The sequence below is a fragment of the Streptomyces tuirus genome, assembly GCF_014701095.1.
In the GTDB taxonomy this organism is placed as follows: domain Bacteria; phylum Actinomycetota; class Actinomycetes; order Streptomycetales; family Streptomycetaceae; genus Streptomyces; species Streptomyces tuirus.
The window spans coordinates 4709039-4722774 of record NZ_AP023439.1; the positions used below are offsets into that span (position 1 = coordinate 4709039).

The following is a 13736-nucleotide window of genomic DNA, read 5'->3' on the forward strand; positions in this document are numbered from 1 at the left end:
ACTCACTCGCTCGTCCTCGCCTGGCCGGCCTTGAGGATCTCGGCCACGTCGAGGGTCACCTTCGCGCCGATGGAGTCGGGGAGGGTGACGAGCTCGCCGGGGGCGTGGGGGCGGTGCTTCTCGTAGCCGCTTCCCACCGGGTCGGTCAGGACGTGGAGGCGTTGGTGCTTGCGGTCCACGATGACGTAGACAGGGACCTTCGCCTCGGCGTAGGCGGCGACCTTGGTCTTGAGGTCGTTCTTCCAGTTTGTGGAGGTGACCTCCAGCACCAGGCGGAAGCAGACCGGTTCGTAGGCGTTGTTCTCGACGTGGTGGTCCTCGAAATCGGCGTCCACGACCGCAAGGTCGGGGATGGCGTAGTCCTCCGGCTCCATGGGCAGCCAAAGACCGACGCCCTGAAGGAGTTCGGTTTCTCCTCCATCCAGGTCGGCTGCCATGAAGGGACGCATGAGCTTGGTCAGCGCGCGAGCATGGGCGCCGTCAGGGGACGGGGTCACGAGGAGATGGCCTCCGATGATCTCGACGCGGTAGCCCGGATGGCGCTCCATGATCTCGTCGGCGATGGTCGTCAGGGTGACCGGCTCTTCGTCGTGGAAGGGCTGCTCGACGGAAGCTGCGGACATCAGGTGCCTCCTGGGAACTGGTGTCGAGAGCATCATCGTAGGTCGGACACCCCCCGCGCGTCCGGTCCCGGACTCGTTCACCCGATGGTGAGGCATATGCCAGAGGACCCCGTCTCCAGCGGAAACAGGGCCCTCAGGCGCAAGCGGTCGAGCTCAGAAGCGGCGCGTGATCAGCGCACGCTTCACCTCTGCGATCGCCTTCGTGACCTCGATGCCGCGCGGGCACGCGTCCGTGCAGTTGAAGGTCGTGCGGCAGCGCCACACGCCGTCGCGGTCGTTGAGGATCTCCAGGCGCTGCTCACCGGCCTCGTCACGCGAGTCGAAGATGAAGCGGTGCGCGTTGACGATGGCCGCCGGGCCGAAGTACTGGCCGTCGTTCCAGAAGACCGGGCACGACGTGGTGCAGGCCGCGCAGAGGATGCACTTCGTCGTGTCGTCGAAGCGCTCGCGGTCCTCGGCGGACTGCAGCCGCTCACGCGTGGGCTCGTTCGTGTCCTTCGTGATGAGGAAGGGCATGACGTCCCGGTACGCCTGGAAGAACGGCTCCATGTCGACCACGAGGTCCTTCAGGACCGTGAGGCCCTTTATGGCCTCGACCGTGATCGGCTTCTCGGGGCTGATGTCCTTGATCAGCGTCTTGCAGGCGAGACGGTTCTTGCCGTTGATCCGCATGGCGTCGGAGCCGCAGATGCCGTGCGCGCAGGAGCGGCGGAACGTCAGCGTGCCGTCGAGCTCCCACTTGATCTTGTGGAGGGCGTCGAGGACACGCTCCTTGGGGTCGATCTCCACCTGGAAGTCTTCCCACACCGCATCGGCCGCGACCTCGGGGTTGAAACGGCGGATGCGGAAGGTGACCGTGATGTAGGGGGAGTCGGCGAAACCGGGCTCGGGCTTGCCGGCCGCGTCTTCCTTGTCCAGAACAGGGGTAGCCATCAGTACTTACGCTCCATCGGCTGGTAGCGGGTCTGGACGACCGGCTTGTAGTCGAGACGGACGGTTTCGGAGCCGTCGGCGCCGACCTCGCGGTACGCCATGGTGTGCCGCATGAAGTTGACGTCGTCGCGGTTCGGGTAGTCCTCGCGGTAGTGACCGCCGCGGGACTCCTTGCGGGCGAGCGCGGAGACCGCCATGACCTCGGCGAGGTCGAGCAGGTTGCCCAGCTCGACGGCCTCCAGCAGGTCCGTGTTGAACCGCTTGCCCTTGTCCTGGATCGAGACGTTCTTGTAGCGCTCGCGCAGCTCCGCGATCTTCTCGACCGCCGTCTTGATCGTCTGCTCGGTGCGGAACACCATGACGTTGGCGTCCATGGTCTCCTGCAGCTCGCGCCGCAGCTCCGCCACCCGCTCGGTGCCGGTGGCGTCACGCAGCCGCTCCACCTGCTCGACCACGAGCTCCGCCGGGTTCTCCGGCAGCTCGACGAAGTCCGCCTTCTGCGCGTACTCGGCGGCGGCGATGCCCGCGCGCTTGCCGAAGACGTTGATGTCCAGCAGCGAGTTCGTGCCGAGGCGGTTGGCGCCGTGCACGGAGACGCAGGCGACCTCGCCGGCCGCGTACAGGCCCGGGACGACGGTGGTGTTGTCCGCCAGGACCTCACCCTCGACGTTGGTCGGGATGCCGCCCATGGCGTAGTGCGCGGTGGGCTGGATCGGGATCGGGTCCGTGTAGGGCTCGATACCGAGGTAGGTGCGCGCGAACTCCGTGATGTCCGGGAGCTTGGCGTCCAGCTGCTCCGGCGGGAGGTGCGTGAGGTCGAGGTAGACGTGGTCGCCCTCGGGACCGCAGCCGCGGCCCTCACGGATCTCCGTGTAGATGGAGCGGGAGACGACGTCACGGGACGCGAGGTCCTTCATGACCGGCGCGTACTTCTCCATGAAGCGCTCGCCGTCCTTGTTGCGGAGGATGCCGCCCTCACCGCGGGCGCCCTCCGTCAGCAGGATGCCCATGCGCCAGATGCCGGTCGGGTGGAACTGGAAGAACTCCATGTCCTCCAGCGGCAGCCCGCGGCGGTAGACGGCCGCCTGGCCGTCACCGGTCAGCGTGTGCGCGTTCGACGTCACCTTGAAGAACTTGCCGCAGCCGCCGGACGCGTAGACCACGGACTTCGCCTGGAAGACGTGGATCTCGCCGGTGGCGAGCTCGTACGCCACCACACCGGCCGACTTCTTGACGCCGTCGACCTCGGTGATCAGCTGGTCCAGGACGTAGAACTCGTTGTAGAACTCCACGCCCTCCTTGACGCAGTTCTGGTACAGCGTCTGGAGGATCATGTGGCCGGTGCGGTCGGCCGCGTAGCAGGAGCGGCGGACCGGGGCCTCGCCGTGGTTGCGGCTGTGTCCGCCGAAGCGGCGCTGGTCGATCGTGCCGTTCGGCGTGCGGTTGAACGGCAGGCCCATCTTCTCCAGGTCGAGGACCGAGTCGATGGCCTCCTTCGCCAGGATCTCGGCGGCGTCCTGGTCGACCAGGTAGTCACCGCCCTTGACCGTGTCGAAGGTGTGCCACTCCCAGTTGTCCTCCTCCACGTTGGCGAGCGCGGCGGCCATGCCGCCCTGCGCGGCGCCCGTGTGGGAGCGGGTGGGGTACAGCTTGGTCAGCACGGCGGTGCGGCTGCGCTTCGTGGACTCGATGGCCGCGCGCATGCCCGCGCCACCGGCGCCGACGATGACGGTGTCGTACTTGTGGATCTTCATGATTCTCGCAACCCCGTGCCTAGCGGATGTTCGGGTCGAAGGTGAAGATCACCAGCGTGCCCAGCAGGATGGTGAACACCGTGGCGGTGTAGAGCAGGCCCTTCAGCCACAGCCGGGTGTTCGCGCGCTCCGCGTAGTCGTTGATGACCGTGCGCAGGCCGTTGGCGCCGTGCAGCATGGCGAGCCACAGCATCAGCAGGTCCCAGACCTGCCAGAACGGGGACGCCCAGCGGCCCGCCACGAAGGCGAAGCCGATCTTGGAGACGCCGCCGTCCAGCACGAGCTGGATCAGCAGGTGGCCGAGGACCAGGACGACCAGCACGACGCCGGACAGGCGCATGAAGAGCCAGGCGGCGAGCTCGAAGTTGCCCCGGGTGGTCTTCGGGGTCTTCTTGGTGCGCCGGCGCGGGGCCTCGATGAAGGGCGCCGGGTTGTCGACGGTGTAGACGGCGCCGCCCTCGACGGGGCCGACGCCGGCGGTCTTGTCAGTCGTGGACATGTGCGTCAGCTCCCGAAGAGTTCACGAGCGGCGTGACCGAGGACGGGGTAGATGGCCCCGAGCATCAGCACGACCCACAGGGCGACGACGGTCCAGAGCATCTGCTTCTGGTAGCGGGGGCCCTTGGTCCAGAAGTCGACAGCGATGACGCGCAGGCCGTTGAGCGCGTGGAAGAGGATGGCGGCGACGAGGCCGTACTCCAGCAGCGCGACGATCGGCGTCTTGTACGTGGCCACGACCTTGTCGTAGGCCTCAGGGGACACACGGACGAGGGCGGTGTCCAGCACGTGAACGAACAGGAAGAAGAAGATGAGGACGCCGGTGACTCGATGAGCCACCCAGGACCACATTCCTTCCCGGCCGCGGTACAGCGTTCCAGCCGGCACGGAAGTTTCCTCCGGGAGCGGGGATTGGGGCCGCGCCGGCTTGGTGTGTCGGTCGGGCCCGGCCGGGTACGGTCCACCGGCCCCCAGCATCGTAGCGATGCGTCGCGGCCGGGCTGCGCCGGGGTCTGGCTGTGTGATCAAACTGGCATGCGTACGGGCTACCCGAGCGGCTTCTGAGGGGCCCTGTCCTGTTATCGGCCGGGTGCGGGCTCGCTGTGGTCGAGCGCGCAGTTCCCCGCGCCCCTCAGGGCGCCCACCAGCCGTTCCTTTGCGAGGCGCCGCAGCTCATCGGCCACTACCGCCCGCTCCTCCTCCGGATCGTTCGTCAATCGTGACCGGATGGCCTCCAGGAGGCGGTCCAGCGTCTCGGAGGGGGACACCCCGTTCAGGCAGATGACGAACACGTGTCCGAAGCGGGCCTCGTAGGCGGCGTGGGCCGCGCTGAGGGCGGTGTGGGCCGCGGCGTAGGTGTCGGGCGGGAGGGCGGGCAGCGGCTCGGCCGCCAGTGCTTCGGTGAGGTCGGACCAGCCGAGGTCGTAGGCCGCCTCGTCCGCCGCGGCCAGCAGGGCGTCCAGGTCCGGATAGGGGCGGTGGGCCGCGACACGCCCGGCCCAGCGGTGGCTGCGGAGGCAGGAGAGGAGGGCCTGCTCCAGGTCCTCCTCGGAGGCTGTGTTGAAGTGCTCCACCGGTATGGCCAGCCGGCCGGGGAGGTCTGGGAGACGGTGCGCAGGCAGCGTGTGTCCTCGTGGGCGTCACGTGTGTCGGCAGGGCGTGGTGTGAGAGATGTGACGTCACGCTATCGAGTGCGACCACGGCGTGTCCGAAGGATGCCTGAATTTCACCCGGGAGGGAGAGTTTCCGAACGCGTGGTGGACGCGCGCCGGGCGCCTGCGGGTTTTAGGTTGGCCGTGTGAGTCAGCACAGGCGCCGGACTCCGGCGAAGCAGGACAAACAGCGGCAGGTGCTGGTCGTGGCCATGGCTGTGGCCCTGGTCGTGGTCGCGGCCGGGGTGAGTCTCGGGCTCTGGGCGACCTCGGGCGGCGACGGCGGGTCCACCGGCTCTCAGGCCGGATCCTCGCAGGGGGCCAGCGCGGCGGCGCCGCCGGACGGGGCGCCGGAGGCGGCTCCCACCCCCAGCCCGACCCGCTCCTACCCCCTGTCCGAGACGCCCCGCACCATCCCCGCCGTGCGGGACCACGAGCCGGCGCGCGGGCCGGGCTGGAAGCCCGAGAAGGGCAACCGGGTGGTCGTGGACGACCCGGCGCTGGCCGACGAGGGACGGCTGGTCGCCGGCGAGCTGGGGATGGCGTACGCGGGCGAGAAGGGCGACAAGAAGGCCGGGGACCTGCGGCTGGCGCTGAACGACGACAAGGGCGCGAACCCGGAGTCGTACACGATGACCGTGCGCGACGGGCGGGTGGAGATCGACGGGCCCACCGACGCGGGGGTCTTCTACGGCACCCGCACGCTCAAGCAGGAGACCCACGACGGCGGCACCGCGCCCGAGGGCGTCGTGAAGGACGCACCGGCCAAGCCGCAGCGCGGGCTCATGCTGGACATCGCCCGCAAGTACTTCACGGCCGACTGGATCGAGGACCGGGTCCGGGAGCTCGGCGACCTGAAGTACAACCAGCTGGGGCTGCACTTCTCCGACGACCAGGGGTTCCGGATCGAGTCCGACACGCAGCCGGCGATCGTGTCCGAGCCGCATCTGACCAAGGCGCAGGTGCGGAAGATCATCGACCTCGCGGAGAGCCGGCACATCACCGTCGTGCCCGAGATCGACTCGCCCGGGCACCTGGGCGCGGTCCTGCGCGCCCACCCCGACCTCCAGCTGCGCACCGCGCAGGGGTCGGCGGTGCAGGGCGCCATCGACATCTCCAAGCCCGAGAGCGCCGAGATCGTCGACGGGCTGCTGAACGAGTACGCGGACCTCTTCCCCGGCAAGCCCTGGCACCTCGGGGCCGACGAGTACCAGGCGCTGGTCCGCTCCGACCCGGAGGCGTCCTTCCCGCAGCTGGCCGCGGCCGCGCAGGAGAAGTACGGCTCCGGCGCCACGGTCGCCGACCTCACCACCGGCTGGCTCAACGACCGGGCCGCCACCGTCCGCAAGCACGAGCGCGTCCCGCGCGCGTGGAACGACGGCTTCTTCCGCGGCGGATCCGTCCAGGCCGACAAGGACATCCAGGTCGCCTACTGGACCGGCAAGGAGATCGGCGCCAGGCCGCCCCTGGAGTACCTCCAGGCCGGCCGCAAGGTGATCAACTACAACGACGAGTTCCTGTACTACGTGCTCGGCGAGCCGCAGACCTTCGTCTACCCGACGGGCCAGCGGATCTACGAGCAGTGGACGCCGCGGGTGCTGCGCGGCACGGCGGCGGTGCCGGCGAGCTTCGACGACCAGATCCTCGGCGGGAACTTCGCCGTCTGGTGCGACCTGGCGAACTCCCAGACGCAAGGCCAGGTCGCGGCCGGGATCCGGATGCCGCTGCGGGCGACGGTCCAGAAGCTGTGGGACCCGGGCGAGCCCGAGCTGACCTGGTCGCAGTTCCGGGCGCTGGCGGACAGGCTCGGCTGACCGACACGAATTGGCGCATACGGCTGCGAACTCCCGCACGGCTGTGGTGGTCTTCTGGCGAAGGGCACCGAATATGCCGGGGGGAACCGGGACATGGGCTACTGGGGTTACTTCGTCGTGGGCCGGGGGGAACGGCCGCTGTCGGAGCTGGAGGCGCTGGCGGGGGCCGGGGACGGCCTGACGCGGCGCGCCTCGGCGCCGGGCGGGTGGCAGGTGTGGGAGTACCCGAGCAGTGACGGCGACATCGGGAACATGAACGCCCTCGCCCGGGAGACCGGGGCGCCCGCGCTCTTCGGGTACGTCATGAACAGCGAGTGCGTGGTGCTGGAGGCCGCGGCCCCGGAGAGCGGGGCGTGGACGACCTGCCTCGCGCGCTCGGCCATGGCCGGGTACGTGGGGGCTGGCCGGGAGGGCCTCACGCTGGAGGACTACTTCCTGGAACCCGGCGACGCCGCCGAGCGTGCCGTGCGCTGGGCCGCCGAGGCCGGGTGCGAGGTGAACGCCGACGCCCTCGTGGACGTACTGACGTCAGACCCTGATCCCCTGGCCGAAAACCTCTTGTTCCGTTTCCTCGACAGACTGGGTGTGGTGCCCCTGTGACACTCCGGGGCCGTTGCACGCAGTAAGGGGAAGTGCGGGTTCCGTAAGGGGTGAAGGCCGTCAGCGGCCTGATAGGGCCCCGGAGAGGCCCGCGGAGGGAGGCGTGGATGAGCCTGGTGGAGTTGATCGCACAGGCCGACGAACGCGGGCTGGCCGCGAGCGGGCTGGCTTGTTTGGATCGGTGCGTGCCCCTGCTGGGCGGTGAGGACGAGATCCTGCGGCCGGTGTGGGCCAGCCTCAGCGACGGTGCGGAGGCCGGTGAGTGGGGTGAGCGGCTGGAGCAGGCGCGCGGCAAGCTGGACGCGGCCGGCGCCGGGGACGAGGCGGCCGCGCTCGCCCACCGGATGCTCGAGGCCGCTCCCGCCGAGCGGTCCGCCGCGGACGTGCGGGTCTGGGCCGACGCCTGCTCCGTCGCCTCCCTCCAGATCCACCGGCTCCTGGACACCGCCGAGGACGAGGCCTCCTGCGTCGACTCCCGCCGCGAGGGAAGCACCGACGGCATGTCCCCCCTCGTCGCCGCCGAACTGCGCCGCCAGATCACCGTCCTGGAGGTCCTCGCCGGACACGGCCCGGCCGGGCTGCGCCGGGCGCTGGAGGTGTCGGTCGAGGGGCGCCGGGTGCTGCGCGCCGTGGTGTCCCGCCGGAGTCGGCATCAGAGCTGAGGGAACGCGCTCCAGATGCCCCGACAGGTCTAAACCCCCTTCCTGGAAGAGTCCTGTGACTGTCCCTTGGGCGCGGTGGGGCGGTCCTGCGCTGCTTCGGGGAAGCCGCCGATTCCGGGTGACGAAACGCTTCGCCGCAGCGCTTTCCGGGATGTGACGACTCAAGCGGAGACCAGGCCATCGGCGGCTGCGAAGCCGCTGCGATGGGCGGCGGACACAGTGGCGACGATGCGCGAGGGAGCCCGGCTGCACCTCGACTACTCGCCGCAGAGCCTGTGGAGCGTCGACCGGATGATCGAGGGGATACGGCGGGAGGGAGCGCCCGACGCCGCCGTCCGGGAGACCCTGCGGGGCTTCGGCGCCTACGCGGGCGAGGTGATGGCGCGTCAGTCCGGCGCCGAGTGGTGGGCGACCGGCGGCGACCACTGGATCCGCACCCCCGACGGGCGCCTGTGGGACCCCCTCGAGGAGGCCCGCCGCTGCTACGCCGGCCACGGATCGCTGCGGCTGCTGTGCCGGGACGCGGTGGGCACCGGGCCCCGGCCGTAGCGTCAGCGCCCGAGCACGCCCTCGGCGACGTCCTCGGTCTCGTCCTCCTCCGGGAGCCCTGGCGGCTCGGCGGCCGGCTCGGTCTGCTTGCCGGCGTTCGCGGCCAGGGTGCGGATCTCGGGCAGATCGTCGTAGAGGTGCTGCCCGGGGCACTCGGTCGGGTAGCCGTCGCGGTGGCCGGAGATGCGGTGGAACGTCACCTTCTGGCCCAGCTTGTACTTGCCGTTGTCGGCCCCGGAGGTCAGCACGCTCGTCCCGGTCGGGTCGAGGCCGTAGAGGCCGAGCTTCCACGCGGCGACCTTCGCGACCGACGCGCGCACCGCGGCGTTCGTGGCCGCCGCGGAGTAGTCGCCGAGCACCGAGACGCTGCTGGTGGCGGTGTTGAACCCGTAGGTGTGCGCGCCGAGGACGGGCTTGTCGACGCCGCCCGCACGGCCCTCGAAGACGGTGCCGCACTTGTCGACGAGGAAGTGGTAGCCGATGTCGTTCCAGCCGTTGCTCTGCACGTGGTAGAGGAACACGCCGCGCACGATCGACGCCGACTGGGAGCAGGTGTAGTCGTTGGTGCCCGCCGTGTGGTGGACGAACACCGCCTTGGTGTCGCCGGTGTAGGTGGGCGGGTCCTTCACCAGGGACTCGTCCGCGCCCCAGGCGGAGCGCGAGGTCATGGCGGGACGCTCGGCCGCCTGCGGACCGGCGGCCGGCGGGACGACGCCCGGGTCGACGACCGCGGTGTGCGGGGAGTCCGGCCCGGCCTCGGGGTCGACCAGTTCGACGCGCAGCCCCTCCGGCAGGTGCGAGCCCGCGACGCGCACCTGGACGCCGTCCGAGGGCCCGGTCCACAACGGCTGGGTGCTGCCGCGCACCCCGGACCGGTCGCGGTCGGGGCCGGTCTCGGGCGTACGGCTGTCGCCGTCCAGGAGGCGCCATGTGCTCCACGCGCCGCTCTCCCGGGAGCGGGTGCGCACCTGGACGGTGCCGTCCAGGGCCGCGTCCGGGTCGTCCCAGGTGACGCCGATCAGGCTGAACGGCTCGGTGGTGCGCGGTGCGAGAGACCGGTCGTGGGGGTCTCCGTCCGGCACCCGGAGGGTGTGCACACCGTCCGAGGAGGTGGCACGGGCGGGCTGGGCCAGTCCGAGTGCGCCGAGGGCCAGGGCGGTGGCGACGGCGGTGCGCAGGAGGCGGGGTGTCATACGGCGCTCGCCTTTCGTGGGCGGTGGCATCGCGAGCAGAGGTCCCCGGTACGGCACTTGGCCGAAACCTCCGCGGGGCCGGGCTCCCGAGGACGGCGGGCGGGGTTGACCCGAACGGTCGCGGACGCCCGGTGCCTGACGTGCTGTGACACTTCCGCGCGGACCGGCGCTGATGAGCGTGGGAGGGCGCGCACTCGGCACGGACGAGGACGGTACTTGGGTCAGGGAACGGAACCCCGGCGCGGGCAGGCGTACGACGGGGAACTGGGCGCGGCCGTCGCGCGGGCCCAGCAGGGTGACGAGGCGGCCTTCGCGGACGCCTACCGTCTCGTGCAGCCCGGGCTGCTCGGCTACCTGCGCGGTCTGGTCGGCGATGACGCGGAGGACGTGGCGTCCGACGCCTGGCTGGAGATCGCCCGGGACCTCGGGCGGTTCCGGGGCGACGGGGCCGGCTTCCGCGGCTGGACGGCGACCATCGCCCGGCACCGGGCGCTGGACCACCTGCGCCGGCAGCGGGTACGGCCCCGGTCGTCCGCGCTGGAGCAGGACGTCCTGGAACTGCCGGGACCGCAGAGCACGCACGACCAGGCGCTGGAGGCCATCTCCACCGAGCACGCCCTGGAGCTGGTCCGGGGGCTGCCGCGCGACCAGGCCGAGGCCGTGCTGCTGCGTGTCGTGGTCGGCCTCGACGGCCCGGCCGCGGCGCGGGTTCTGGGCAAACGGCCGGGCGCGGTGCGCACGGCCGCCTACCGGGGCCTGAAACGCCTCGCCGCGCAGCTGGGCGCGGAGAGTGTGACGGATGAGGGTCCCCGGACGCTGGGTGAGTCGACATAGCGGAACCGGCGGTTTCGCGTGCGGCCCGGTCGGGCCCTGCGGAGCCGGTGCCGTGAACAGGGCGGACCGGCGGGACGTACTGGGGCCCGGTGGGGCCGGCCGGCGCCGCCGGGCGGACGGATCGATCGGATCGAGCAGAGACGGAAACGGACATGGGTGAACGGCAGAGCGACGGCGGGCTGTCCGGCCGTGGTTCCCGGCACGCCCTCCTCGACGCCGACGTCGAAGCTCTGATCGTCGCCTGCCTCATCCGGGACGGCGTCGACGCCGAGGCCGAACAGCGGGCCGTGGCCGCCTTCCGGGCCGCCCGGGACGCCGGAGCCCTGCGCACCCGCGGGCTGCGCGCTCGCCGGCTGCGCGCCGGCACCCGCCGCCGGGACGACTGGCGGGCCCGGCAACGGCGGCACCTGGGCCGGTCATTGAAGGCGACGCTCTCCGTGCTGCTCGCCAGTCTCACGCTGGGCGGTGTCGCCGTGGCCGCGATCGGCGTGGCGGGATCGCCGGAGCACGGCACCAAGGACGCCCCCGAGCGGGGACCCGCCCCTAGCAGCGCCCCGCGTGACCCCTCGGAGCAGCCGTCCCGCGACGGCCACAGCCCCATCCCCGGCACCGGCCCCTCCCCGGACCGGCCGGCCACCGCCCAGGACACCGAGGCCCACTGCCGCGCCTACGAGCGGGTCGGCCGCCGCGGCAAGGCCATGGAGGCGACGTCCTGGCAGCGCCTGGTGGCCGCCGCGGGCGGTGAGAGGAAGGTCACGGCGTACTGCGCCGAACAGCTGGACGCGCCGAAGAGCGGGAGCGGTGGCTCCGGGAACGGCGGTGGCTCCGGGAACAGCGGTTCCGCCAGGAACGACGGTGCACCGGCCGCGAAGAACCCGGCGGGCAACGGCTCCGGCAACCGCGGGGACGACAGCTCCGACAAGAGCGGGAGCAAGCGCTCCCAGCCCAACGGCCGTCACCGGTAAGGAAATCCGCGAGCACCGGCCGTCACGGCCTGCCCGTCGCGCGGGCCCGAACGGCCCCGCCTTGGCAACGGCCGAGGCCGCCACCCCCCACAGGAGAGGCCCCGGCCGTCGCGCGGCACGGGCCGCGCGGCGGCCCGTACTACCTACAGCGTCCAGGGTGCGTTTTCTGTCACACCCCGCTGCGTCACGGCTTGGTTGCATCCCGGACGGACATGGACGGGGCATGGTTTCAGGTCGTAACGTGCCATTCGCGCCAACGCGAAGGCGGTACGACCACCGCGACCACCTGCGGTCTTGATACCGCGACCACCTGCGGTCCTGATACCGCGACAATCAATTGAGGAACCACGACGGCGAGAACCCGGTCCGCGAGAGCGGCGCCGGTTCAGGCGCAGAAGGGCGCGCGGTGCTGGGGGACGACGCGGAGCTGACCGCCGCGGTGCGCGCGGCACAGGACGGAGACGACAACGCGTTCCGGACTGTGTACCGCACCGTGCATCCGCGGCTGCTCGGGTACGTACGGACGCTGGTCGGCGACCCCGACGCCGAGGATGTGACGTCGGAGGCGTGGCTTCAGATAGCCCGCGATCTGGAGCGGTTCACCGGCGACGCCGACCGGTTCCGCGGCTGGGCCGCCCGGATCGCCCGCAACCGCGCGCTGGACCACATACGCATGCGCGGTCGCCGGCCGGCGATCGGCGGTGACGAGACCGAGCTGACCGGTCGTGCCGCCGAGTCGGACACCGCCGGCGAGGCCATCGAGGCGCTCGCCACCGACGGCGCGTTCTCCCTGATCTCCCGGCTGCCGCAGGACCAGGCCGAAGCGGTCGTGCTGCGCGTGGTGGTGGGGCTCGACGCGAAGTCCGCCGCCGAGACACTCGGCAAGCGCCCGGGCGCGGTCCGCACGGCTGCGCACCGGGGTCTGAAGCGGCTCGCCGAACTGCTCGGCGACGACCCGCAGGCCGATCCGGAATCGGCCGGGGTGCTCGACGCCCTGCCGCCCCAGCGAGAACGGCGTGGCGGTGCCGTGACGTCCGCAGGTGTGACGCATAGCGTTGCGCGGACGCAGAAGGATGTGTGATGGCCGACGAGCAGTACAGGTGGCTGGACCGCGAAACAGCGGAGCGTTTGCTGAGCGGAGAGCCACCCGGAGCTGTCGAAGGCGCCGGCCGGGACCAGGCCGAACAGCTCGCCAGGACCCTCGGCGCACTGTCCGCCACACCCCCGCTGACCAGCGATGAACTCCACGGCGAGGCCGCCGCGATGGCCGCCTTCCGCAAGGCCCGCGCGGAACGCGCCGACACGGCCGGGGCGTTCGCGGCCACCGGCGGCAGCGACGCGGCAGGCGTCCCCGACGCGGGGCTGGTCCGGATCGGAACGCCCCGCGACAGCGGCACCCGCACCGCCCGGCCGCCCCGCTGGGCCCGTCCCGCGCGCCTCGCCCTGGCCGCCGTGCTGGCCGTCGGCATGGTCGGCGGGGCGGCTCTCGCGGCCGGAACCGGAGCCCTGAGGGCACCGTTCGGCGGTGACGAGCCCCACCCCGGCGCCTCCGTCTCGGCCTCCGTCACCCATCCCGAACGCCCGCTGGTGTCGCCGTCGCCGAGCGACGCCGCGCAGGGCGGCTCCACCCCGGACGACACCCCGGGAGGCTCGTCGAAGGGCGGGGCCGGCGCCCGGGACGACGAGCGGGACGACGCGGCCCCCAAGCCGGACGGCCGGAAGGACGGCTCCGGCGAGGGCCGCGGGGAGGTCACCGCCGCCTGCCGCGACCTCCGCGACGGCAAGCGGCTGGATCCCGACCGCAGGCGCGCCCTGCGGGACGCGGCGAACGGCCACCGGGTGTGGAAGTACTGCAAGGGCGTGCTGACCTCGGCCGCCCCCGGCTCCGGTGGGCGCGGGAGCGACGACCACGCGGACAAGGGCCGGAAGCAGGGCAAGGACACCGGCCGGGACCGCAAACAGGACCGCAAGCAGGACCGCAAGCAGGACGAGGCCGGGCGGAAGGCAGACCGCAAGGCCGACCGCAAGGCCGACAAGCGCGCCGAGAAGAAGGGCGACGACGATGACGACGCGGACCGCGGCGGCGTCCGGACCTCTCTCGCACCGCTGCGACCTGCGGTTTCGCACTCCCTGAAAATCTTCTGGCCGACGGTGTGACGT

The 13736-nt window shown here is 71.6% G+C and carries 15 protein-coding genes; 8 read left to right on the forward strand and 7 right to left on the reverse strand.

Annotated features, from left to right (window positions below; translation table 11 throughout):
- Positions 1–2 precede the first annotated feature (2 nt).
- The 6 genes from IGS69_RS21785 to IGS69_RS21810 all read right to left on the reverse strand — a co-directional run bounded on the left by IGS69_RS21785 (position 3) and on the right by IGS69_RS21810 (position 4881).
- Positions 3–623, reverse strand: a complete 621-nt coding sequence (locus IGS69_RS21785; RefSeq protein WP_190902216.1) for a Uma2 family endonuclease — start codon at positions 621–623, stop codon at positions 3–5.
- A 153-nt stretch (positions 624–776) separates the two neighbouring features.
- A complete protein-coding gene (locus IGS69_RS21790) occupies positions 777–1556 on the reverse strand; it encodes a succinate dehydrogenase iron-sulfur subunit (RefSeq protein WP_190902217.1) in 780 nt (259 codons plus the stop codon).
- Positions 1556–3310 carry a succinate dehydrogenase flavoprotein subunit gene (gene sdhA / locus IGS69_RS21795; RefSeq protein ID WP_190902218.1) on the reverse strand — a complete coding sequence of 585 codons (1755 nt, stop codon included), beginning with the start codon at positions 3308–3310 and terminating at the stop codon, positions 1556–1558. Before sdhA ends, IGS69_RS21790 begins: the two co-directional genes overlap by 1 nt.
- 19 nt (positions 3311–3329) lie before the next feature.
- Positions 3330–3809: a succinate dehydrogenase hydrophobic membrane anchor subunit gene (locus tag IGS69_RS21800; RefSeq protein ID WP_190902219.1), complete on the reverse strand. Its 480-nt coding sequence runs from the start codon at positions 3807–3809 to the stop codon at positions 3330–3332.
- Positions 3810–3814: 5 nt separating this feature from the next.
- Complete coding sequence (gene sdhC / locus IGS69_RS21805) at positions 3815–4195, reverse strand: succinate dehydrogenase, cytochrome b556 subunit (protein ID WP_190902220.1); 381 nt, start codon at positions 4193–4195, stop codon at positions 3815–3817.
- A 191-nt stretch (positions 4196–4386) separates the two neighbouring features.
- Positions 4387–4881, reverse strand: a complete 495-nt coding sequence (locus tag IGS69_RS21810; RefSeq protein ID WP_190902221.1) for a 2-oxo-4-hydroxy-4-carboxy-5-ureidoimidazoline decarboxylase — start codon at positions 4879–4881, stop codon at positions 4387–4389.
- A gap of 290 nt (positions 4882–5171) precedes the next feature.
- Between IGS69_RS21810 and IGS69_RS21815 the strand changes: the two genes are divergently transcribed.
- The 4 genes from IGS69_RS21815 to IGS69_RS21830 all read left to right on the forward strand — a co-directional run bounded on the left by IGS69_RS21815 (position 5172) and on the right by IGS69_RS21830 (position 8584).
- Positions 5172–6773 carry a beta-N-acetylhexosaminidase gene (locus IGS69_RS21815; RefSeq protein ID WP_190904592.1) on the forward strand — a complete coding sequence of 534 codons (1602 nt, stop codon included), beginning with the start codon at positions 5172–5174 and terminating at the stop codon, positions 6771–6773.
- Between the two features lie 93 nt (positions 6774–6866).
- Complete coding sequence (locus tag IGS69_RS21820) at positions 6867–7373, forward strand: hypothetical protein (RefSeq protein ID WP_190902222.1); 507 nt, start codon at positions 6867–6869, stop codon at positions 7371–7373.
- A 107-nt stretch (positions 7374–7480) separates the two neighbouring features.
- On the forward strand, positions 7481–8035 hold the full coding sequence (locus IGS69_RS21825) for a hypothetical protein (RefSeq protein WP_190902223.1): 555 nt from the start codon (positions 7481–7483) through the stop codon (positions 8033–8035).
- Between the two features lie 153 nt (positions 8036–8188).
- Positions 8189–8584 carry a hypothetical protein gene (locus IGS69_RS21830; RefSeq protein WP_190902224.1) on the forward strand — a complete coding sequence of 132 codons (396 nt, stop codon included), beginning with the start codon at positions 8189–8191 and terminating at the stop codon, positions 8582–8584.
- Positions 8585–8586: 2 nt separating this feature from the next.
- Here IGS69_RS21830 and IGS69_RS21835 read toward each other — a convergent pair whose 3' ends face one another.
- On the reverse strand, positions 8587–9777 hold the full coding sequence (locus tag IGS69_RS21835; RefSeq protein ID WP_190902225.1) for an N-acetylmuramoyl-L-alanine amidase: 1191 nt from the start codon (positions 9775–9777) through the stop codon (positions 8587–8589).
- Between the two features lie 216 nt (positions 9778–9993).
- Here IGS69_RS21835 and IGS69_RS21840 point away from each other — a divergent pair, with 216 nt between their 5' ends.
- The 4 genes from IGS69_RS21840 to IGS69_RS21855 all read left to right on the forward strand — a co-directional run bounded on the left by IGS69_RS21840 (position 9994) and on the right by IGS69_RS21855 (position 13733).
- The gene (locus IGS69_RS21840; RefSeq protein ID WP_190902226.1) at positions 9994–10611 is read left to right on the forward strand and encodes an RNA polymerase sigma factor; all 618 of its coding nucleotides are present in this window, start codon (positions 9994–9996) and stop codon (positions 10609–10611) included.
- A gap of 152 nt (positions 10612–10763) precedes the next feature.
- Positions 10764–11576 carry a hypothetical protein gene (locus IGS69_RS21845; RefSeq protein WP_190902227.1) on the forward strand — a complete coding sequence of 271 codons (813 nt, stop codon included), beginning with the start codon at positions 10764–10766 and terminating at the stop codon, positions 11574–11576.
- Positions 11577–11982: 406 nt separating this feature from the next.
- Positions 11983–12657, forward strand: a complete 675-nt coding sequence (locus tag IGS69_RS21850; protein ID WP_190904593.1) for an RNA polymerase sigma factor — start codon at positions 11983–11985, stop codon at positions 12655–12657.
- On the forward strand, positions 12657–13733 hold the full coding sequence (locus IGS69_RS21855; RefSeq protein ID WP_190902228.1) for a hypothetical protein: 1077 nt from the start codon (positions 12657–12659) through the stop codon (positions 13731–13733). The genes IGS69_RS21850 and IGS69_RS21855 overlap by 1 nt, the downstream gene beginning before the upstream one ends.
- Positions 13734–13736 lie beyond the last annotated feature (3 nt).

Excerpts from the sequence above, each read along its gene's own strand:
- IGS69_RS21835 (WP_190902225.1), bottom strand. The coding sequence starts at position 9,777 with ATGACACCCCGCCTCCTGCGCACCGCCGTCGCCACCGCCCTGGCCCTC.
- IGS69_RS21790 (WP_190902217.1), bottom strand. The coding sequence starts at position 1,556 with ATGGCTACCCCTGTTCTGGACAAGGAAGACGCGGCCGGCAAGCCCGAG.
- sdhA (WP_190902218.1), bottom strand. The coding sequence starts at position 3,310 with ATGAAGATCCACAAGTACGACACCGTCATCGTCGGCGCCGGTGGCGCG.
- IGS69_RS21820 (WP_190902222.1), top strand. The coding sequence starts at position 6,867 with ATGGGCTACTGGGGTTACTTCGTCGTGGGCCGGGGGGAACGGCCGCTG.
- IGS69_RS21825 (WP_190902223.1), top strand. The coding sequence starts at position 7,481 with ATGAGCCTGGTGGAGTTGATCGCACAGGCCGACGAACGCGGGCTGGCC.
- IGS69_RS21815 (WP_190904592.1), top strand. The coding sequence starts at position 5,172 with ATGGCTGTGGCCCTGGTCGTGGTCGCGGCCGGGGTGAGTCTCGGGCTC.
- IGS69_RS21785 (WP_190902216.1), bottom strand. The coding sequence starts at position 623 with ATGTCCGCAGCTTCCGTCGAGCAGCCCTTCCACGACGAAGAGCCGGTC.
- IGS69_RS21845 (WP_190902227.1), top strand. The coding sequence starts at position 10,764 with ATGGGTGAACGGCAGAGCGACGGCGGGCTGTCCGGCCGTGGTTCCCGG.
- IGS69_RS21800 (WP_190902219.1), bottom strand. The coding sequence starts at position 3,809 with ATGTCCACGACTGACAAGACCGCCGGCGTCGGCCCCGTCGAGGGCGGC.
- IGS69_RS21855 (WP_190902228.1), top strand. The coding sequence starts at position 12,657 with ATGGCCGACGAGCAGTACAGGTGGCTGGACCGCGAAACAGCGGAGCGT.